Below are 17,894 nucleotides of genomic sequence, written 5' to 3' on the forward strand. Positions count from 1 at the left end.
CGCATGGCCGCACAAGCCGGCGATACCATCTACGACGACCGCCGTGCACCGTTGACGCTGGGCAGGCTGCTCAAAAGCGGTGGCGCTGGCAGCGTGTTCCTGATCAAGGAACGCCCGCTGGAGGTCGCCAAGCTCTATCACTCGGACAAGGGCGGGCAGGTTTACGAGCGCAAGGTACGGGCGATGCTGGAACTGCGTCCCGACCTACCCGATGTTGAGGACAAGGGCGTGCGCCAGGTGCAGATCGCCTGGCCTACCGGTCTGCTGCGGGACAGGGCGCGACGCTTCATCGGCTTCACCATGCCGGTGCTGGATGTGGCGGCCACCAGTGACCTGGAGCATGTACTGCAGGAGCGGCAGGCGCGCGAAGAAGGACTGCCAACCGCGCTCGGGCCCAAAATGACGTTGGCTGCCAACCTGGCGGTGATGTTGGCGGCGCTGCACGAGCGACAGCACTACGTGGTGGACCTGAAGCCGCTCAACGTGCGCTTCTACCGGAAGTCCTTGTTCATCGCGATGCTGGATTGCGATGGCTTCAGTATCCAGGGCAAGGGCGAACGTTTCCTTTCCGAACAGGTCACGACCGATTACCTCGCTGCGGAGTTCCAGCAACGCGGTGTCGCCTCCGGCGAAGAGGAAGCGCAGGACAGGTTCGCGCTGGCAGTGATGGTGTTCCAGTTGCTCAACTCGGGCCTGCATCCGTATAGCGGGCGTCCGAATGGCAGCACATTGCCCAGCGATCTGCCGGGGCGCATCGCCGCAAACCTCTATCCATACGGAGCAGCGAAAAGCGAAACGCGGATACTGCCTTCGCCGGTCAGCGGCCATGAGGCGTTTCCAGCCGAGCTGCGCGAAATGTTCGATCGTGCCTTCGCCAGCCAGGCGCGGCGACGCCCGGCGGCGGCGGAATGGTCGTCGCTGTTGCTACGCTATGCACGGCGGGCCAACGGCTTGCTGGTGAAGTGCGCAAAGGATGGCTCCCATCAGCATTTCAGTGGCATGCCGTGTGCAGGCTGTGCACGTGCGGAGTTGCTGGCAAGCAGCGCGCGTGCCGGGCAGTCGCGGGCAAAGCAGACGTTAGCCACTGGCAGGAAAGTTAGGCGTGTGCCGCGCCGGACCCGTACGGCCACGCCCAATGTGGCTGCTGCCTTGACCGCGGCAACGCAGGTACCGGCGACACAGCCGGTTGGGCTGGGCATGCGGATGTTTTTTGCAGTGATCGGGCCGGTGCTGTTGGGCTGGGCAACCACTTGGGGAATGACGGCCTATCGTGACTACCTGGCGGACAAGGATCCGGGCTGGTGGTTGACCCTGGGGCTGGGCTTCCAGAGCGGCCTGCTGATGGCTGCGGTGTTGTTGTTCCTCGTCTGCGTGCCGGTGTTGATTTTGAGCAAGCGGCCATGAAGATCGCCATCGGCATATTCGTCGCGCTGCTGATGCTGCTGTTCGTGGTGGTGTTTGCTGGTTGGTTGGGTGTCTACATCTATGGCGGAGTTGAATGGATCGGGCATCGGTTCGCCACGGGTGCATTGCCGGATGGCAGGGCGGCGTTCCGTGCCGGTGTGCTGGTGGGCAGTCTGGTCTCGGTAGGTGCGCTGCTGCGTGTGGCGATCAAGGACAAGTCCCATGTGTACGCGGGCGCGGCGCTGGTTGTGGGGGTTGGGTTTGCCTTTCTGCTGTTTGCCACCCGCTTGTCTCCATATGTCGTAATACCGGAAGAGGGAACGCTGAGCGCCGGCGCTGCAGGCAGTTCGCCTGCGGTCAAGCGTACCGAGATTCCCGAATGGTATTCACGCAGCAGCTACGAGCGTGACGCAGCTGGGAAAGTACATGCGCTCGCCAGGGCTGCTGCACGTCAGGATCAGCAGCGGGTAGATGCCGGGCTGGAAGAACTGCAGCTATGGGCGCGCAGGGGCGTGCGTGTTGGCGGCGATCGCGAGGCGTTCAATGCTGCGCGCGACAGGTTCAATGCCACCTTCGACATACCGGCAAGCAGGGAAACAAAGGAAAAGCAGGCCTTGCAGCGCCATGCCGCACTGAAGTCAATGTGGCAGGCCGTACCTGACGTGGATATCGCCGGGCGGCGGGTGTTGGTGCAGGACATGGCTGTGCTTGCGTTTGCCTTGCAGCTGAAGGCTGCGCGCGGTTCCGCTCAGGATGCCGCGGTGGATGACGATGGCTTGCTGGAGGAAAAATTCATTGACCTGATTCGCCTGCAGGAGGCCATCCTCGGCTATGCACCCAAGTCCGCCGAGTTCTGGTCGAGCTATGCCGCCACCATCGTGGATGCCGACGAAGAAGTGGCGTTGGGAGCTTTGCTGCTTGCCGACCAGTTGCGACGCTCGGCTGGATCCGGTCGCTCCGCGATGACGATGTCGATCAGCGATGAGATGCTGTTTCAATCGGATATGCGGACCAGCACCCGCTTGCTGCCGGATGGCTCGCGCCTGCGTTTGGATTTTCTGAAGGCGCGTGCTGCAGTGATCATCGGCAACACCGCGTCCGCAGCGGGAGAGCGCAGCGCCTTGGCAGAAGAGGGGAAAAACTTTTCCTCGGAGCTGGCGCTGCCTGCGCCACAGTTCGTGCACACCGGCAAGGGCTTGCTGCCTTCGCCGCCACCGGCACCGCCGGCGGTGTCGCCTGTGAGTTCTGCTGAGGAGTTGGTCAGGATTGATCTGCCCTCTGCGGGGTTTGAGCAGCAACAGCGGCCTGTGGTGCTGCCGTCGGCAGGCATCAGCAGTGGTGGCAGCGTGCTGGTGGCGGTGGACGTGTTGGCCGATGGCAGCATCAGTTCGGTCCTGATTGAGCGCAGCAGCGGCGATCCGGCGCTGGATGATTCCGTGCGATGGTCGGCACGCCATTGGAAAGCGCTGACGCCAATTGCCGCGAATGGGGAGCGGCGGCGCGTGCAGGTGCGATTTGAAGCACCACAGCCGGTGGAGGAAATGCCTGACTGGCCACCACCACCGATGGTGCCGGGCAGGGAGTCTGTGGCAGCACCGGCCAAGGCGGCGTCACGACCGGTTTCGCCGCTCACCGTGCAGCATCTGCAGGAGCTGGTAGCGCGCCAGGCGCGCTTCAACCCACCACGCTATCCCACTGCCGCCTGGAATGAAAAGGCGGGTGGCACAGTGGTGCTGGCAATCAGGCTGGCCGGATCAGGCGAGGTCCGCGGAGTCAGTATCACCCGGAGCAGTGGCAATGCCTTGCTGGATAATGCCGCCCGCGAAGCGGCCATGGGCTGGAGTGTGTCGCCTGGGGAGACGGCGGCTGGTGTGGACGAGGTGATGCTGCATCTGCCGGTGATGTTCAGGGCGGAGTAGATACGCAAATCAACGTTCAGTTGATTTCGCCCCGCTATAACCTCGAGTCGTTGCTGCCCTCCACCGAATGGAAGGAGGCGGGGTTGCTGCAAGAACGGGGGAAGATGGGCGCGCGGGCTTCTACAGTCCGTGGCGCTCGAAGAGCGCGCGATAGATATTCGGCTCATCCCCGTTGGGTGAGAACATGGGGTGTCCAGGATCGCGCTGCCACACTCCCAGCATGCTTACGATTTTCCGGAGCTCGCCTATGAACGCCTCCTCCCGCGATGATCGAGAACTCTTTGAGGCCGCAGCATGCTCGGCGATGCTTGTGCATTCTTCGTAGAAATCACGGGAAATCCTGTCGCGACGTATGCCCAGCTTTGCCAGTTCAGCGGAGACGATCGTGGAGCCGGACCATTCGACAGGGTTGCGAGACGATGGGAGGCAAGCAGTGATCGCCGCGACAATGCAAGCCATTACAAGTATGAAGAGCGGTATCAATTTTGACCTCTTGCTGCGTGCATGTTTCAAGTCGTTTCAAAGCTTCAGGACAAAGGCTGATCGGGATGGCTGTTGTGCGCAGCCCTGCTCAATAGTCGCGCGCTGCATCGAACCATTGCTGTGAGAGATCATCGTTTACGCCGATGCGCAGGGCATGCTCTGAACGGCCGAGCTGCCAGATCGCCTCGCCGAGGTCGTCGCGCTCGGAGGTCTCGATGCCCTTGAGCGTATTGAAGCATACGCTGAAGCAGGTAAGAGCAGCTTCCCCTTCGGCGAGCGTTCGTGCGGATTTCAATGCCGCCAAAGCAGTGTCGTAAGCCTCATTGGCCTGCTTGGCCAAGCGCTTTGGCCACGCCGAGAAGGGGCGGCCGAACTCGCTTTCCCACCAGCTTGCTTTGCGAAGCTGCGAGACCGAGGCATGCCCGGTCCAGGCGCGCTGCTGGGCGCGTGCCTTCAACTGCTGGCGTAGGCGCTTGCCTGCAGTTTCTTCGACATTGAAGGCAATGAAGCCATCCAGCACAGGCCAGCAGCCAAGTGCTGGCAGACCTTCCAACGACGGCATGTAACGCAGCTGCAGGTTCTGCAGCTGCGGCTGTGCAGCAAGTACTTCAAGGTCGACGAAATTGCCATACAGGCTCAGCGACGTCAGATGTTTGAAGCGCGACAGGCATTTCAGCGAGATGGGGCGTGCCATCGGTTTGTTGACCAGCATCAGGTCGTGGACGGCATGCAGCTCGCCCATGTCCGGTAGCTGGAATGCAGTGGTCTCCCTGCGCGAACCCGTTTCCGGGGCCAGCGATAGCGAGCGGGGCAGGTTTCCCTGTGCGGAGAAGCGGCCGATGTCGCCGGAGATGCTCAGGTGCAGGTTTGCACCGATTTCCTGCCCGGGCAGGAGCATCTGCAGGCGCGCACCCGGCACGTCCAGTTGAATCGCCAAGGTGCGGATATTGGATTGGCTGGCATCGATCAGGGTATCGGTGTTGAGCCCAGGCACCCAGGTCAGCTGCTCGATGGGACGCTGGTGGGCCCACTCGAAGATGCTTTGATCGTTGCCCGTGTAGTGGATCACCCGCGGCCAGGGTGAGCCGGCTGGCGTGGCGAATGGAGTGAACGCTGCCCAGTTGATCTTGAGATCAGCGGCGACCTGAAGATCTGACTTTGCTGCCGAGCCAGCAGGAGCGATCGCCAGGCTGCCCACACCCAGCGTACGAACCAGGGTATGACTGCCGGTGCCAGTGAGATCGATCGGATAGCTGCCGGGACCGGTCAGGAGGGTGTCGGGATTGTTGTCCGCTGCGGTGTTTCTGCTGTCCATCTTCATCCTTGGAATGACTGCCGTCCGTTTGCTTGTGGCGTTGTTGCCCGTGCCTGCTGATCGCTGCTACTGGAACGATCGGAGGACCGGGGCATGCATCACTGGCCCTCGATGCTCAGGCTGTCGAGCACGGCATTGGCTTTGGCCGCAAGCCCAAGGTCGCGATTGTCGTCGGTGTAGCGATGGTAGTAGCGCAACTCGTAGCCGACGCCCTTGGACTGCAGTGAGCCGCAGGAGAGTGCGTACTGCTCGCTCCATTGTCGTTGCCCATCGGCCGCTGGCTGCCGCGCTTCGAGCAGCAGATGGATCTTTGCGCAGCGCGGGTCCGCAGGATATTCGCTCACCTGGAGTGCGCTGATCTTGAAGCGGGGGCTGCTGGCGTAGCCCTGCTCCAGATTGCGTTTGATGGTTCTGATGTAGCCGGATAACGGCGAAATCGGTGCATCAAGCGTGGTCATATAGGCTTCGATCTTGCGGTTGTCCGAAGCGGATTCCGCGTTCCAGCTGAGGGTCGTGCTCGTTCCCGAACCATTCCTGGTCCAGCCTTCTTCGTCCGGAGGCGTGAATGCAAGGCCAAACGTCCTGCTCGCATCGGTGATGCCGACATGTATCTGCCCGGTGCCGGTGCTTTCGTTGGCGAGCGCCGGGCTGAGCAGGGTCGAATGAATGACGAGTGTGAAAAGGCCTGCAGCGAATTTCATTGTTGCCTCCCAAAGTTACCGGGTAACCATGCCACGGCATGACGATGTGTCAAGGCAGGTGCGTGGCACATCGTGGTGTGCCAGCTCTGCGGGTTGCTACCGGTGGCATTTGCTCTCGACGCAGATGCTGCGCGAGCGGAAAAGCAAAGGGCGCCATTGCGGCGCCCTTTGCGTGCTTCTTCAGCTGCAGCGCTTACGGTGCCGACGGCTGCGCCGGTGCGGCCGCTGGAGTACTAGCCGGTACAACAGCCGGAGCCGCGGCCTGCCAGCCGCACATCTGCCCTTCGTTCTGCTGCTTCAGCCATTCCTGCAACGGTGCGAAGTATTCCAGCATCGGGCCGGCATCGAGCTTCTCGGTGCCGGTCAGTTCCTTCAGCGTGGCCTGCCACGGCTGGCTGGAACCCTTGCTCAGCATTGCCCAGAACTTCTGCCCGGCTTCCTTGTTGCCGTAGAAGCTGCACTCGTTGAGCGGGCCGGTGTAGCCGGACGCGTCGCACAGGCCCTTGTAGAACTGGTACTGCAGGATGCGCGCCAGGAAGTAACGCAGGTACGGGGTGTTGCCCGGCACGTGGTACTTGGCGCCGGCGTCGAAGAACTCTTCGCCGCGTGCGCTGGCCGGGGCCACGCCCTGGTACTGCGCCTTCAGTTCCCACCACTTCTGGTTGTACTGGTCCGGCTTGATCGAACCGTCAAACACGCCCCAGCGCCAGCGGTCGATCATCAGCCCGAACGGCAGGAACGACACGCCCGACATCGCCATGCGCATCTGCGCATTGATGGTGGCTTCGCGGCTTTCCTGCTGCGCGCCGACCAGACCGATCGAGTTGAGGTACTTGGGCGTCATCGCCAGCACGATGGTGTCGCCGATGGCTTCATGGAAGCCGTCGTTGGCACCGCCCTGGAACAACGGCGGCAGCGGGTTGTAGGCCAGGTCGTAGTAGATGTGGCCGAGCTCGTGGTAGATGGTGGTGAAGTTTTCTTCGTTCGGGGTGATGCACATCTTGGTGCGCACGTCCGGGCCCACGTCCTTGCCGTCGCCGCCCATGTTCATGTCCCAGGCGCTGGCGTGGCAGACCACATTGCGGTCCAGCGGCTTGATGAACTGGGTGTTCTGCCAGTAGCTCTCCGGCAGCTTGGGCATGCCCAGCGAGACGTAGAAGTCCTGCGCGCGCTCGGTCATCTGGCGGGCGGTGACCAGCTCGGCCTCACGCTGTGCCTTGAAGCGGCTTGCCGGGTCGGCGCCACCGGCCTTGGCGAGGGCGGCGCTGAGGTTGGTCTGGTACTGCTTCTCCAGCGCGGCGGTGATGTCCAGGCTGCCTGCGTTCGGGTACGGCGCAGTCATGTCCCACAGGTTGCTCCAGTCCTGCTGCCACATGTTGCCGGTCAGGTGCGCGGCAATCATGCCGCCGCCCACTTCGGCCTTGTCCTTGCCGTATTCCTTGTCCAGCTTGGCGCGGGTATAGCAATGCACCTGCTCGTACAGCGGCTTGACCTGCTCCCACAGGCGGTCGGTTTCCGGGCCGACCTGATCGGCCGGCATGTCATAGCCGCTGCGCCACATCTGGCCGGCGTCGGTATAGCCCAGTTCGCGGGCGCCTTCGTTGACCAGTTCGACGAAGCGCTGGTAGTTGGCGCGCGACGGCACGGCGGTGGACTGCCAGCCCTGCCACGCATCGAGCTGCTTGTCGTAATCGCGCGAGGTGGCCAGTACCTTTTCCAGATCGCCGAGCTGGCGGCAGTTCTTGCTGTCACCTTCGCCCACGCAGTAGGTGCCGGCGCCGTAATCGCCTTCCAGCTTGGTGGCGATGCCGGCCAGTTCGGCCAGCTTCTGCGGGTCGCGCGGAGCGGGCATCGAGGTCATCAGCTTGAGCAGGCTGATGGCGCGCTTGGTGTCGGCGCTCATCGGCTGGCCTTCGTACTTGTTGGCCTGCTCGATCCAGCCATTGAGCACGGTCAGCCAGCGCTCGTTGGCCTTGGCCGCCACACGGGCCGAGTCGTCATTGATGTAGGTGGACGACAGCCACTGGGCCGAGGTCATTTCCGGGTACATGGCCTTGTATTCGGCATTGACCCGGGCGATGAACTGGTCAGCGCTTTCGGCCGGTGCGGCCTGGGTGGTGGCCGGCTTGGCGGCGTCGGTGGCGGCGTCCTGTTTACAGGCAGCCAGCGAGAGCACGGCCACGCCAACGGCGGCGGCCAGGACCAAATGACGATTCTTCACAGCAAACCCCGGTTTGTAAGTACCGGCGAAGGCTAGTGGGGCAGCGGCCGGGCCGCAAGTGGAGAAAGCTCAGCGCTTGAGCGCCATCAGCAGAACGCCACCGCCGATCATCGCCACGCCCAGCCATTCACGCCAGGCCAGGCGCTCGTGCAGGAAAGCCACGGCGAAGAGGGCGACCAGCACCACGCTGAGCTTGTCGACCGGGGCTACCTGCGAGGCTGGACCGCGTTGCAAGGCACGGAAATAGCACACCCAGGAGGCGCCGGTGGCCAAGGCGGACAGCGCCAACCAGCCGATGGTTGTGCCGGGCAGCTGCAGTGGATTGCTCCATTTGCCGGTTGCGGCAACGAACACCGCCAGCACCACGCTGATGATGATCGTGCGCAGCAGCATCGCCATGTCCGAGTCGATGTTCTGCAGGCCGAGTTTGGCGAAGATCGCGGTCAGCGCCGCGAATACTGCGGAAAGCAGTGCCCAGGGAAGCCATTGCGGGAAGGTGGCCATGAGAGCTCCTTGTTGCAGGTGGCAGGTTGTTTTGTGGAGGCGGCTTGCTTGTAGGAGCGGCGTAAGCCGCGAAGCTGATGGATCATCACAGCAACGTAAAGCAAGCAACTGCAACAGCTCCCCCCATCCGCCCTTCGGGCACCTTCCCCCGCAAGCGGGAGAAGGGACGGTAGAGCCAAGGCCAAGAGCCAAGGCCAAGAGCCAAGAGCCAAGAGCCAAGAGCCGAAGGATCCCGTGTTGCCTATCTCGACACTTGCCGCCCTTGAAACTCCCAAGCCTGCATAGCAGCAACCCGAAGCCAATCCCGTCAATCCATCAACCCGCACACTCCGCAAACACATCCCGAGACCGGTCATACACCGAAGTCTGCACCTGCATCAGGCCAAGCACCGAGGGAAACAGGTTGTCCTGGTCGGTGCGCTGCGCAGACCGGCGGCGCACGCAGCTCATGTCCAGGCCACGATCTGCGGTAAACCCCGGCGAGAACCACATCACCATCGGTACCCGGGTCTGCTCTTCCGGGGCGATCGCATACGGCACGCCGTGCAGGTACAAGCCCTTTTCACCCAACGATTCGCCGTGGTCGGACAGGTAGACCATCGCCGTGTCGTAGTCGTCCAGCCCGCGCAGGGCGGCGATGGTGCGGGTCAGGAAGTGATCGGTATAGCGGATCGCATTGTCGTAGCTGTTGACGATGTCCTCGCGGCTGCACTTGCCCAGGTCCGCGGTGTCGCAAGTGGGAGCGAACTGGCGGAATTGCGCCGGATAGCGCTGGAAGTAGCTCGGGCCGTGGTTGCCCAGCTGGTGCAGCACAACCACGCGATCGCCAGGCTTGGCCCGAACCTGATCGGCAAGATTTTCCAGAAGAATCTCATCCATGCAGCGGCCGTCGGCGCACAGGCCCGGCGTGGTTGCATCATCCAGGCGCTGGATCTCCAGACCATCGCAAACGCCCTTGCAGCCGGACTGGTTGTCGCGCCATAGGGTTGCGATGCCCGCATGCTCAAGCACATGCAGCAACGACTGGTGGCCGCGGATCTTCTTCTCGTCGTAATCATGGCGACCGAATGGCGAGAACATGCATGGCAGTGACACCTCGGTGCTGGTGCCGCAGGAATGCATGTCGGGGAAGTTGATCACCCCGGTCTGTGCCAGTTCCGGCGTGGTCTGCCGGGCATAGCCGTTCAAGCCCCAGTTCTGCGCACGCACGGTTTCGCCGACCACCAGCACCAGCAGTCGCGGCTTGCTGCCGGCTGCGCGTGGCATGGCCTTGGCATCGGTGCCCAGCGGCAGCTTGGGTTGTTTCTGTATCGGGCTGGAGCTTGCAAGGTTCTGTTTCAGCGCGATGATGTAGTTGACCGGCGTGGCCAGATAGCGCACTTCGCGGTGATTGCGCATCAGCGCTGAGATGTTCTGGAACGACAGCATGGTGCCAGCACCGCCAGCGACGATCACGGCAAGCAGGAAGGCCACGCGCCATAGCACGGTGCGGCTCCAGCTGCGCTTGCGCAGGCGTACGCGCCACAGCAGAACGGTTGGCAGCAGGCCGTAACCGATCAGTGGCAGCAGCAATGCCGGCGTCATCAGCTCACGTGACTCCTTGTGGTCGGTGGCCAGGACATTGCGCAGCATGTCCGCGTCCAGATAGACGTTGTAGCTGTTCATGTAATGCGTTGCGAAGGCGGTGGTGATGAACAGCACCGTCAGCACGAGCTTGGCGTTCCAGCGCCAGATCAGCAGGCTGAAGAGGATGGCATGCACACTCACCAGCAAGGCAAACAACGAGACCGCGAACAGCACGCTGCTCGGATTGGTGGCAATCGCGCTGCGCCAGAACAGGTTGTTGCAGACCAGCGCAAAGAACGTGCTGGCGATCAGGATCAGGGTTTCAGTGCTGATCTCAGGGCGCCACTCCCGCAGGAGTGACCATGACAGCGGAAAGCCAAGGCGGCGAGGGGCGACAACGCTCATGTGCGTTCTCCAACAGGTGTGATGTGCGACAGCGAGTTGGTCGCCGCAGGTGACGGGAACATCCACAGATAGAGCACCGTTGCGACCAGCCAGCTGATTGCCAGTGACCACAGGTCATGCGAGGCGAAGTGGGCGCCGCGCAGCTGCTGGGCGAGGCCGAAAACCATGCCGACCAGCAGTGCGATGCTCAGTGCCGGCCAGCGCCATTGCGGGCGTACCTGCAACATGAAGAAGAACAAGGCGACCCAGGCGTAGCCGGAACCGGCATGGCCGGCCGGGAAGCAGGCGGCATGACCCAGTGCAACCGGGCGCTGTTCGAACAGGCCGATGAACGGACGCAGGCCGCCATAGCGTTCCAGGTCCCACGGGCAGTCCATGTGGGTCCAGGACTTCAGCAGCGCGACGATGCCGGTGGACAGTGCTACCGACGACAGCAGATAGGCCAGCGGACGCCGCAGCGGGCGCCAGCGCGTATCCATGCCGCTGCGGATCAACCCGAGCAGTACCAGCAATGCGACAAACCAGGTCAGGTTACGGCCGCCCTTGTGGATCAGATTGCTGGTCCACCACGCGTTCTTGAAGGCCCATTGGCTGCCTTCCCAGCGATAGAGCTGATCTGCGAGCCATTGGTCACCATTGCCGGCCATCAGCAGCACGCTGCCGACGACGGCCAGCAGCAGTGGGATCAGCAGGGTGCGCCCGGCGAAGCTCAATCGGCTGCGTTCGGCAACCGGTAGCAGGGTGGTGGAGGTGGGTTGCTGCGACATGGAGCAGGGGCACCATCGGACTGGGTGCGGCCATGCTGTGTCGGCGTGTGTCGGAGACTGGTCGGAGCGATGTCGTGATTTTGTCGGTGCTTCAGTTTCGCAGCCGACGAGAGCATGGCGCTACAGAACGCAGGAGGGACTGCACCGGTTCCGGCACAGCCACTCCTGCTCGATGTTTCAACGGATGTGCGTCAACAGCAGTCGTTCAGCGTGCTGGCGTCAATCGCTGTCACTATCCAACGCACCCTCGCTGCCAGCGACGACGCCATGTGTCCTGGCAACACAGTCGGCGTGCAGGGCAGTGCCGGGCAGCAACTGCCAGTTGTTGCGGTTGGCGCTGCCGATGTCGATGATCTGGTTGCGATCAGCGCACGGCGTCATTGCCTGGTCGAGGACGAACAGCCAGCGTCGCCGCGGGTCCTGCGTCACCCAGCGCGCCGCGTCTTCCCATTGCTCGGCGACGGGACGTTTGAAGCCGAAATCGGTGGCTTGCGGATGGGTTTGCAGCAGGTTCTGCTCACGCCAGGCAAGCATGCCCAGCTCCGCGTCCGGGCCGATGCGCGCGCGCACCTTGTCCATCACCAGCGATGCGGAACTATAGGGATCAAGTGCAGGCATCGCGCCCAACCCGTACATGGCCCATAGCAATACCGTGCTCAGTACCACGGCCAGCCCGGCCCGACGCAGGCGCAACACCAGCACCAGCAGCAGCGAGGCCGAGGCAAAGCCGATCAACCACCAGCCCACCTGTGGCAACACCCATGGATCGATCGCGCGCTTGATCGCGTTGCGTTGGGCCCAACCATCGCCGTGCACGGCGCCGTAGCCGACCACCATGGTGGCAACGGCCAGCACCAGCACGTAGATCAGCAGCAGCCAGCGCACGCCGGTGCGACGTAGCAGGCCGGGCAGCAAGGGCGCTGCCGCGATGGCCAGGGCCGGCAGCATCGGCAGGATGTAGACCTCGCGCTTGCCCGGGCTGGCGCTGAAGAACAGCAGTACCAGCAAGGCCCAGCCCAGCAGCAGGAGGTAGCGCGGATCTGCGCGGCGGCAGCGTCGCCACCATGCCGGCAGCAGCCATGGCGCCAGCAGGCTGCCTGGCAACCACAGCGTCGCCATCACCTGCAGGTAGTACCAGAACGGTTGATGGTGATGCCAGGCATTGGCGTAGCGGGTACCTGTCTGCTTGAACAACAGTTCCTTGGCATAGGACTGCAGGTGCGGCTCCGGGTTCTGCAACAAGGCAATGGCCAAGGGGCCGAGCCAGATCGCGGTGCCGGCGAGGAAGGCGGGCAATAGCAGCCACCAGCCCCAGCTGCGGCCAGGTCCTGCCGCCTGCGGGTGGCGCCAGCGCCAGGCCATCCACGGCAGCAGCATCAGCAAGGGCAGGAAGCCCACGCCCTTGGTCACGGTGCCAGCACCGGCGGCGAAGGCAGCCAGAGCCAGCGCCCACCAGTTCGGTCCGAGCAGCAGATGCCGCACCAGCCCCCACAGCGCCAGCGTGGTCATGCCCACCAGCACCATGTCGATCTGCGCGCGCTTGGCCATCAGCCCGAACTGGATGCAGACAAACAGGCCAACGACGGCATAGCGGGCGACCTGCCGGTTCCATAGGCACCGGCTCATGTCCCAGGTCAGCCACAGGGTCAGCAGGGCGGCCAGTAGCGACGGCACCAGGAAAGACAGGTTCCAGTCGCCGATGACCTTGTAGGTGGCCGCCTGGATCCACATGAAGGTCGCGGGCTTCTCCGCGTACAGCTCGCTGCCGCGGTGGGGCAGCAGCCATTGCCCGGTCTCCACCATGTGCCGTGCTGCCAGCACGAAGCGGGGTTCGTCCGGTGGCTGCGGTGAACGCATGCCGAGCCCGGCCAGCAGGCTGGCGATGACCAGCACGATCAGGATGGCAAACCACAGCGTGCTGCGGGAAGAGCGGGGCGGGTTTGGGCTCACGAAGGGCTCGGTGTCGAAGGCTGGCAGGATGATGACGTGGACCATGTTGGAAACACGTCGAAGCCAGGATGGCTGGCCTGGATGGCATTCCGACGGCAATCCGACAAAGGCGGCGCTAGGATACGCCAGAGGCGTCCCGACCCGGGACAGCAAGGTCCTGCTGCATGCGGCTGCTGGTCATCGAAGACAATCGCAATCTGATCGCCAATCTCTTCGATTATTTCGAAGCGCGCGGGCATACCCTGGATGTCGCCCCGGACGGAATCACCGGTCTGCACCTGGCCGGCACCCAGAGCTATGACGCCATCCTGCTGGACTGGATGCTGCCGCGCATGGAAGGGCCGGAGGTGCTGCGCAAGCTGCGTGAGGAGTTCCGTTCCGAAGTGCCGGTGATCATGCTGACTGCCCGCGACGAATTGCCGGACAAGATCACCGGCTTCCGCGCAGGCGCCGATGACTACCTGACCAAGCCCTTCGCGCTGCCCGAACTTGAGGTGCGGCTGGAAGCGGTGCTCGCGCGTACCAACGGGCGCAACCCGCGCAAAGTGCTTGAGGTGCATGATCTGCAGCTGGACATGTCCACGTTCGAGGCCCAGCGCGCAGGGCAGGTGCTGCACCTGTACCCTGCGTGCCGCAAATTGCTCGAAGTGCTGATGCGCGCCAGCCCGGCGGCGGTTACCCGCGATCAGCTGGAATATGCGCTGTGGGGCGATGAGCCACCGGATGGCGACATGCTGCGCTCGCACATCTACGAGCTGCGCCGCGCCGTCGATGGTCCGTTCGAGCAGAAGCTGCTGCAGACTTTGCCGCGCGTTGGTTACCGCCTGTCCGCACCTGCGGCGGGTAATGCGCAATGACACGCCGCACGCTGCGGCGCAAACTGCTGGGCTGGTTGGCGATCTATGTCGCGCTGGTGACGCTGGCGGTGTTCAGTGCCGCCAACTATGTGCATGAACATGCCGAGCACGCGGTGTGGCGTTCGCTGTTGAACACCGAGCTGGACAGCATCATTGGCCAGATGCGCAGCGACCCGACCTACCACTGGCAGGATTCGGACACGCTGCGGTTCTACACGGCGGTTGAGCCGGGCGGAATCCCTCCGAGCCTCGCCCAGCTGCACCCGGGGCTGCATGACGGCCCACTGTTGGACGGCAAGCAGACTGCGGTGATGGTGCGCGAAACCAGCGACTATGGCCGGGTGGTGCTGGCGCTGGATATCTCGGATTTCGGCGAGCTGGAGCACTTCATCACCCGCTGGGCGCTGCTGGCGGGTGTGGCCTTGCTGCTGGTGACCTTGCTGATGGCCTGGGTTGGCATGACCCGCCTGGTGCGGCCCTTGTCGGTGCTGGCGCAGGATATTGCCAAGCTGAGCCCCGAACGGCGGGGGCAGCGGGTGCTGGTGGACAAGCGCGGCAGTACCGAGCTGGAAGTGATAGCTGGTGCCTTGAATGATTACCTGCAGCGCAACGAGCATTTTGTCGAGCGCGAACGTGCGTTCATCAGCACCGCCAGCCACGAGTTGCGCACACCGATCGCGGTGATCACCGGTGCAGCCGAATTGGCGTTGGAGCAGCCGGGATTGCCGGACAGGGCGCGCCAGCAACTGCTGCGGGTGCGCAGCACATCGACCGGCATGGAACAGTTGATCCAGTTGCTATTGGTGCTAGCGCGTGACCCGGCCAAACTGTCGGCGATGAGTGAGTTGGTTGCCTTGGATGAACTGCTGCCGGAGGTTGCCGAAGACCATCGCTACCTGGCCAAGGGCAAGGAACTGGAGCTGGTATTGGTGGAGTCCGCGCCGTGCCAGGTGCTTGCACCGTTGGCCGTGGTGCAGGCGGCGGTTGGCAATCTGCTGCGCAATGCCATCGAGAACAGTGATCGCGGCGTGGTGCGTGTCGGTGTTTCCGCCGATGCCGTGCTGACCATCGAAGACCCTGGCCACGGCATGAGTCCGGAAGAAGTGGCGCAGGTGTATGCGCGCATGAGCAAGGGCGAGCGCAATCCGGGCGCGGGCATTGGCCTGGACCTGATCGCACGCTTGTGCGATCACCTGGGCTGGCGGCTGGAGATTCATTCGCAGCCGGAGCGGGGCACCCGGGTGACCCTGGATATGCGGAGTTCCAGGCCGCGCTGAGACGAAGGGGCGAGGATCTTGTAGGAGCGGCATAAGCCGCGAAGCTGGCAATGCTTGTGGGCTGGCAACCTTCGGACCGGATGGCCTATCGGCTTCGCGGCTTACGCCGCTCCCACAAGGTCATTCGCCCGGCAACAGCTCGCGCTCCAGGAGCCAACGCTTTGCGTCGTCGGCGTCCTGTTCGAACCAGGCCTGGGTCGAGCCCAGCCGGTAGGTGTAGCCCCAGCTGTCCATGTCGGCCATCAGCCGCGCGCTGCCCACACCCGGCAATTGCCCGGCCAGCACGATCTGCAGGTAGCAGGTGGCGTCTTCTTCAGGAACCGAGTCGGTGGCGTCGGTATGCACCTGTGCACGGCGCTCGGGCGGCAGCACGATCAGGTGGCAGGATTCGTGCAGCATCGAGTGCACCGGCGTGTCGTCGCGCACATAGACATCGCAGGCGATGATGCCGGCCTCGGGCTCGCCCCAGTAGCTGCCGGGAATCTTCTCGCCGGCGGCAACGTGGTTCAGCTGCAGGCCGTGGCGCGCGAGCAGGCTCGCCGCATCGGCCCACTGGATATCGCCAACGCACAGCACGGGCCGGGTTGGTTGATTGGCAGGAGTTTCGTTCACGGCTATCCGAGTCCCGGCGGCCGTAGCCGCCGGGCTGTCATCACTTGTCGTCGGGCAGGGCCACGGAGATGTCGAGCACGTCGTTGGCGCCGTCCTTGACCAGGTCTACGCGGACCGCGTCGGCGTCGATGTTGACGTACTTCTTGATCACTTCCAGCAACTCACGTTGCAGCAGCGGCAGGTAATCCGGGCCGCCACGGGTGCTGCGCTCCTGCGCGATGATGATCTGCAGGCGGTTCTTCGCCGTTTCGGCGGTCGTCTTCTTCTGTCTCAGGAAGTCGAGCAGTCCCATGCTTATCCTCCAAACAACTTGCTGAAGAAGCCCTTCTTCTCCACGGTGGTGAAACGCATCGGGCGCTCTTCGCCCAGGATGCGGCTGACCGCGTCATCGTAGGCCTGGCCGGCCGGCGATTCCGCGTCAAGGATGACTGGCTCACCCTTGTTGGAAGCGTTCAGCACATCGCCCGATTCGGGGATGACGCCGATGGCTTTCAGGCCCAGCACTTCTTCCACGTCGGTGATGCTGAGCATCTCGCCGCTTTCGACGCGGACCGGGCTGTAACGGGTCAGCAGCAGGTAGGCCGGCACCGGCTTGCCTGCTTCGGCATTGGCGGTCTTGGAGTCGAGCAGGCCGATGATGCGGTCCGAGTCGCGCACCGAAGACACCTCCGGGTTGACCACGACAACGGCGCGATCGGCGAAGTACATCGCCAGGAACGCGCCCTTCTCGATGCCGGCCGGGGAGTCACAGATGATGTAGTCGAAGCCGTCCGCAGCCAGGTCCTTGAGGACCTTCTCCACGCCTTCCTTGTTCAGCGCGTCCTTGTCGCGGGTCTGCGAGGCGGCCAGCACGTAAAGGTTGTCGAAGCGCTTGTCCTTGATCAGGGCCTGCTTCAGCGTGGCCTCGCCGTGGACGACGTTGACGAAGTCGTACACCACCCGGCGCTCGCAGCCCATGATCAGGTCAAGGTTGCGCAGGCCGACGTCGAAGTCGATGACGGCCACTTTCTTGCCGCGCCGCGCGATGCCACAGGCGATGCTTGCGCTGGAGGTGGTCTTGCCAACGCCACCCTTGCCGGAAGTGACTACGATTATTTCAGCCAAAGGATCTCTCCTGAATGTCGTTGTGAGCTGCGTCAATCCAGCGCAGCAATCATGATCTGGTCCTGTTCCAGCCACACCTGCACGGCCTTGCCGCGCAGATTGTCCGGAATATCGTCCAGTACCTTATACCGTCCTGCAATCGCGACCAGTTCAGCGTGGAAGTCGCGACAGAAAATGCGTGCGCTGGTGTTGCCCTGGGCACCGGCCAATGCGCGGCCACGCAGCGTACCGTAGATATGGATGCTGCCGTCGGCGATGACTTCGGCGCCAGCGCCTACTGTTGAGAGTACGGTCAGGTCGCAGTTCTCGGCGTACAGCTGCTGGCCTGAACGTACAGTGGTCAGCTGCATCCGGCCCGGCTGCGGCGCTGCGCCATCCGCGGGCGGTGCGGCAGGTGCTGCCACCGCGGCGGCGCGCTTGCTCTGCTTGGCAGCGGGAGCTGCGGCGGGAGCCGTTTCGGCTTCGACGGGTTCGTACTGGGCGCGGAACTTGGCCAGTACCGGCAGGCCAAGTTGCTGGGACAAGGTTTCCGTTTCGCTGCTGCCGTAGGCCAGGGCGACCGGCAGTACACCGGCGTCGCGCAGGCCATTGACCAGGCTTTGTGCCGTAGCCAGGTCCGGCAGCTGGCTCAAACCGCCGAAGTCCAGGATTACCGCCGCGCGGCCGAATAGCTTGGGTGCGCGTGCAACGCGCTCGCGCATTTCCTGGGCCAGGCGCTCCACGTCGAGGGTGCGGATGCGCAGGTTGGCAATGCCGACCTGCCCGATTTTCAGTTCACCAGCTTGCTCGTAATCCAAATTCACTGCCAT

General features: G+C 63.5%; 15 protein-coding genes. 4 read left to right on the forward strand and 11 right to left on the reverse strand.

Annotation, left to right across the window (positions count from 1 at the left end):
* The first annotated feature begins 3 nt into the window (after positions 1 to 3).
* Together ACVOLV_RS12905 and ACVOLV_RS12910 are read left to right on the forward strand one after the other, a co-directional pair.
* Positions 4 to 1,404 (forward strand): hypothetical protein, encoded by a 1,401-nt coding sequence (locus tag ACVOLV_RS12905; RefSeq protein ID WP_481554751.1) that lies wholly within the window; start codon positions 4 to 6, stop codon positions 1,402 to 1,404.
* A complete protein-coding gene (locus ACVOLV_RS12910; RefSeq protein ID WP_481554752.1) occupies positions 1,401 to 3,323 on the forward strand; it encodes a TonB family protein in 1,923 nt (640 codons plus the stop codon). The genes ACVOLV_RS12905 and ACVOLV_RS12910 overlap by 4 nt, the downstream gene beginning before the upstream one ends.
* Positions 3,324 to 3,894: 571 nt before the next feature.
* Here ACVOLV_RS12910 and ACVOLV_RS12915 read toward each other — a convergent pair.
* The 7 genes from ACVOLV_RS12915 to ACVOLV_RS12945 form a co-directional block, all read right to left on the reverse strand.
* Entirely contained in the window at positions 3,895 to 5,121 is a 1,227-nt protein-coding gene (locus tag ACVOLV_RS12915; protein ID WP_481554753.1) for a hypothetical protein, read from the reverse strand.
* A 98-nt stretch (positions 5,122 to 5,219) separates the two neighbouring features.
* The gene (locus tag ACVOLV_RS12920; protein WP_481554754.1) at positions 5,220 to 5,822 is read right to left on the reverse strand and encodes a hypothetical protein; all 603 of its coding nucleotides are present in this window, start codon (positions 5,820 to 5,822) and stop codon (positions 5,220 to 5,222) included.
* A gap of 193 nt (positions 5,823 to 6,015) precedes the next feature.
* Positions 6,016 to 8,043 carry a M2 family metallopeptidase gene (locus tag ACVOLV_RS12925; RefSeq protein ID WP_481554755.1) on the reverse strand — a complete coding sequence of 676 codons (2,028 nt, stop codon included), beginning with the start codon at positions 8,041 to 8,043 and terminating at the stop codon, positions 6,016 to 6,018.
* 69 nt (positions 8,044 to 8,112) lie between these two features.
* Positions 8,113 to 8,547, reverse strand: coding sequence for an EamA family transporter (locus tag ACVOLV_RS12930; protein WP_481554756.1), 435 nt, complete (start codon positions 8,545 to 8,547; stop codon positions 8,113 to 8,115).
* Between the two features lie 315 nt (positions 8,548 to 8,862).
* A complete protein-coding gene (locus tag ACVOLV_RS12935) occupies positions 8,863 to 10,518 on the reverse strand; it encodes a phosphoethanolamine transferase (protein WP_481554757.1) in 1,656 nt (551 codons plus the stop codon).
* Positions 10,515 to 11,285, reverse strand: coding sequence for a phosphatase PAP2 family protein (locus ACVOLV_RS12940; protein ID WP_481554758.1), 771 nt, complete (start codon positions 11,283 to 11,285; stop codon positions 10,515 to 10,517). Before ACVOLV_RS12940 ends, ACVOLV_RS12935 begins: the two co-directional genes overlap by 4 nt.
* Positions 11,286 to 11,504: 219 nt before the next feature.
* Positions 11,505 to 13,280 carry an ArnT family glycosyltransferase gene (locus ACVOLV_RS12945; protein WP_481554759.1) on the reverse strand — a complete coding sequence of 592 codons (1,776 nt, stop codon included), beginning with the start codon at positions 13,278 to 13,280 and terminating at the stop codon, positions 11,505 to 11,507.
* A 119-nt stretch (positions 13,281 to 13,399) separates the two neighbouring features.
* On the opposite strand from ACVOLV_RS12945, the gene ACVOLV_RS12950 reads away from it, so the two are divergent.
* Both ACVOLV_RS12950 and ACVOLV_RS12955 read left to right on the forward strand, forming a co-directional pair.
* A complete protein-coding gene (locus ACVOLV_RS12950; protein WP_481554760.1) occupies positions 13,400 to 14,092 on the forward strand; it encodes a response regulator transcription factor in 693 nt (230 codons plus the stop codon).
* Entirely contained in the window at positions 14,089 to 15,369 is a 1,281-nt protein-coding gene (locus tag ACVOLV_RS12955) for a sensor histidine kinase (protein ID WP_481554761.1), read from the forward strand. The genes ACVOLV_RS12950 and ACVOLV_RS12955 overlap by 4 nt, the downstream gene beginning before the upstream one ends.
* A 120-nt stretch (positions 15,370 to 15,489) precedes the next feature.
* On the opposite strand, the gene ACVOLV_RS12960 is transcribed toward ACVOLV_RS12955, so the two are convergent.
* Genes ACVOLV_RS12960 through minC form a run of 4 tightly spaced genes read right to left on the reverse strand, consistent with a single transcriptional unit; the run spans position 15,490 to position 17,894 of the window.
* The gene (locus ACVOLV_RS12960; RefSeq protein WP_481554762.1) at positions 15,490 to 15,981 is read right to left on the reverse strand and encodes a hypothetical protein; all 492 of its coding nucleotides are present in this window, start codon (positions 15,979 to 15,981) and stop codon (positions 15,490 to 15,492) included.
* A 40-nt stretch (positions 15,982 to 16,021) separates the two neighbouring features.
* Entirely contained in the window at positions 16,022 to 16,273 is a 252-nt protein-coding gene (gene minE, locus ACVOLV_RS12965; protein WP_057630107.1) for a cell division topological specificity factor MinE, read from the reverse strand.
* 2 nt (positions 16,274 to 16,275) lie between these two features.
* On the reverse strand, positions 16,276 to 17,085 hold the full coding sequence (gene minD, locus ACVOLV_RS12970) for a septum site-determining protein MinD (protein ID WP_481554763.1): 810 nt from the start codon (positions 17,083 to 17,085) through the stop codon (positions 16,276 to 16,278).
* A 32-nt stretch (positions 17,086 to 17,117) separates the two neighbouring features.
* Positions 17,118 to 17,894: a septum site-determining protein MinC gene (gene minC / locus ACVOLV_RS12975; protein ID WP_481554764.1), complete on the reverse strand. Its 777-nt coding sequence runs from the start codon at positions 17,892 to 17,894 to the stop codon at positions 17,118 to 17,120.

It is taken from the genome of Stenotrophomonas sp. STEN023, assembly GCF_056760135.1.

Excerpts from the sequence above, each read along its gene's own strand:
- ACVOLV_RS12905 (WP_481554751.1), top strand. The coding sequence starts at position 4 with ATGGCCGCACAAGCCGGCGATACCATCTACGACGACCGCCGTGCACCG.
- ACVOLV_RS12920 (WP_481554754.1), bottom strand. The coding sequence starts at position 5,822 with ATGAAATTCGCTGCAGGCCTTTTCACACTCGTCATTCATTCGACCCTG.
- minE (WP_057630107.1), bottom strand. The coding sequence starts at position 16,273 with ATGGGACTGCTCGACTTCCTGAGACAGAAGAAGACGACCGCCGAAACG.
- minC (WP_481554764.1), bottom strand. The coding sequence starts at position 17,894 with ATGGCAGTGAATTTGGATTACGAGCAAGCTGGTGAACTGAAAATCGGG.
- ACVOLV_RS12935 (WP_481554757.1), bottom strand. The coding sequence starts at position 10,518 with ATGAGCGTTGTCGCCCCTCGCCGCCTTGGCTTTCCGCTGTCATGGTCA.
- ACVOLV_RS12910 (WP_481554752.1), top strand. The coding sequence starts at position 1,401 with ATGAAGATCGCCATCGGCATATTCGTCGCGCTGCTGATGCTGCTGTTC.
- ACVOLV_RS12945 (WP_481554759.1), bottom strand. The coding sequence starts at position 13,280 with ATGGTCCACGTCATCATCCTGCCAGCCTTCGACACCGAGCCCTTCGTG.
- ACVOLV_RS12940 (WP_481554758.1), bottom strand. The coding sequence starts at position 11,285 with ATGTCGCAGCAACCCACCTCCACCACCCTGCTACCGGTTGCCGAACGC.
- ACVOLV_RS12930 (WP_481554756.1), bottom strand. The coding sequence starts at position 8,547 with ATGGCCACCTTCCCGCAATGGCTTCCCTGGGCACTGCTTTCCGCAGTA.
- ACVOLV_RS12955 (WP_481554761.1), top strand. The coding sequence starts at position 14,089 with ATGACACGCCGCACGCTGCGGCGCAAACTGCTGGGCTGGTTGGCGATC.
- ACVOLV_RS12915 (WP_481554753.1), bottom strand. The coding sequence starts at position 5,121 with ATGGACAGCAGAAACACCGCAGCGGACAACAATCCCGACACCCTCCTG.
- ACVOLV_RS12950 (WP_481554760.1), top strand. The coding sequence starts at position 13,400 with ATGCGGCTGCTGGTCATCGAAGACAATCGCAATCTGATCGCCAATCTC.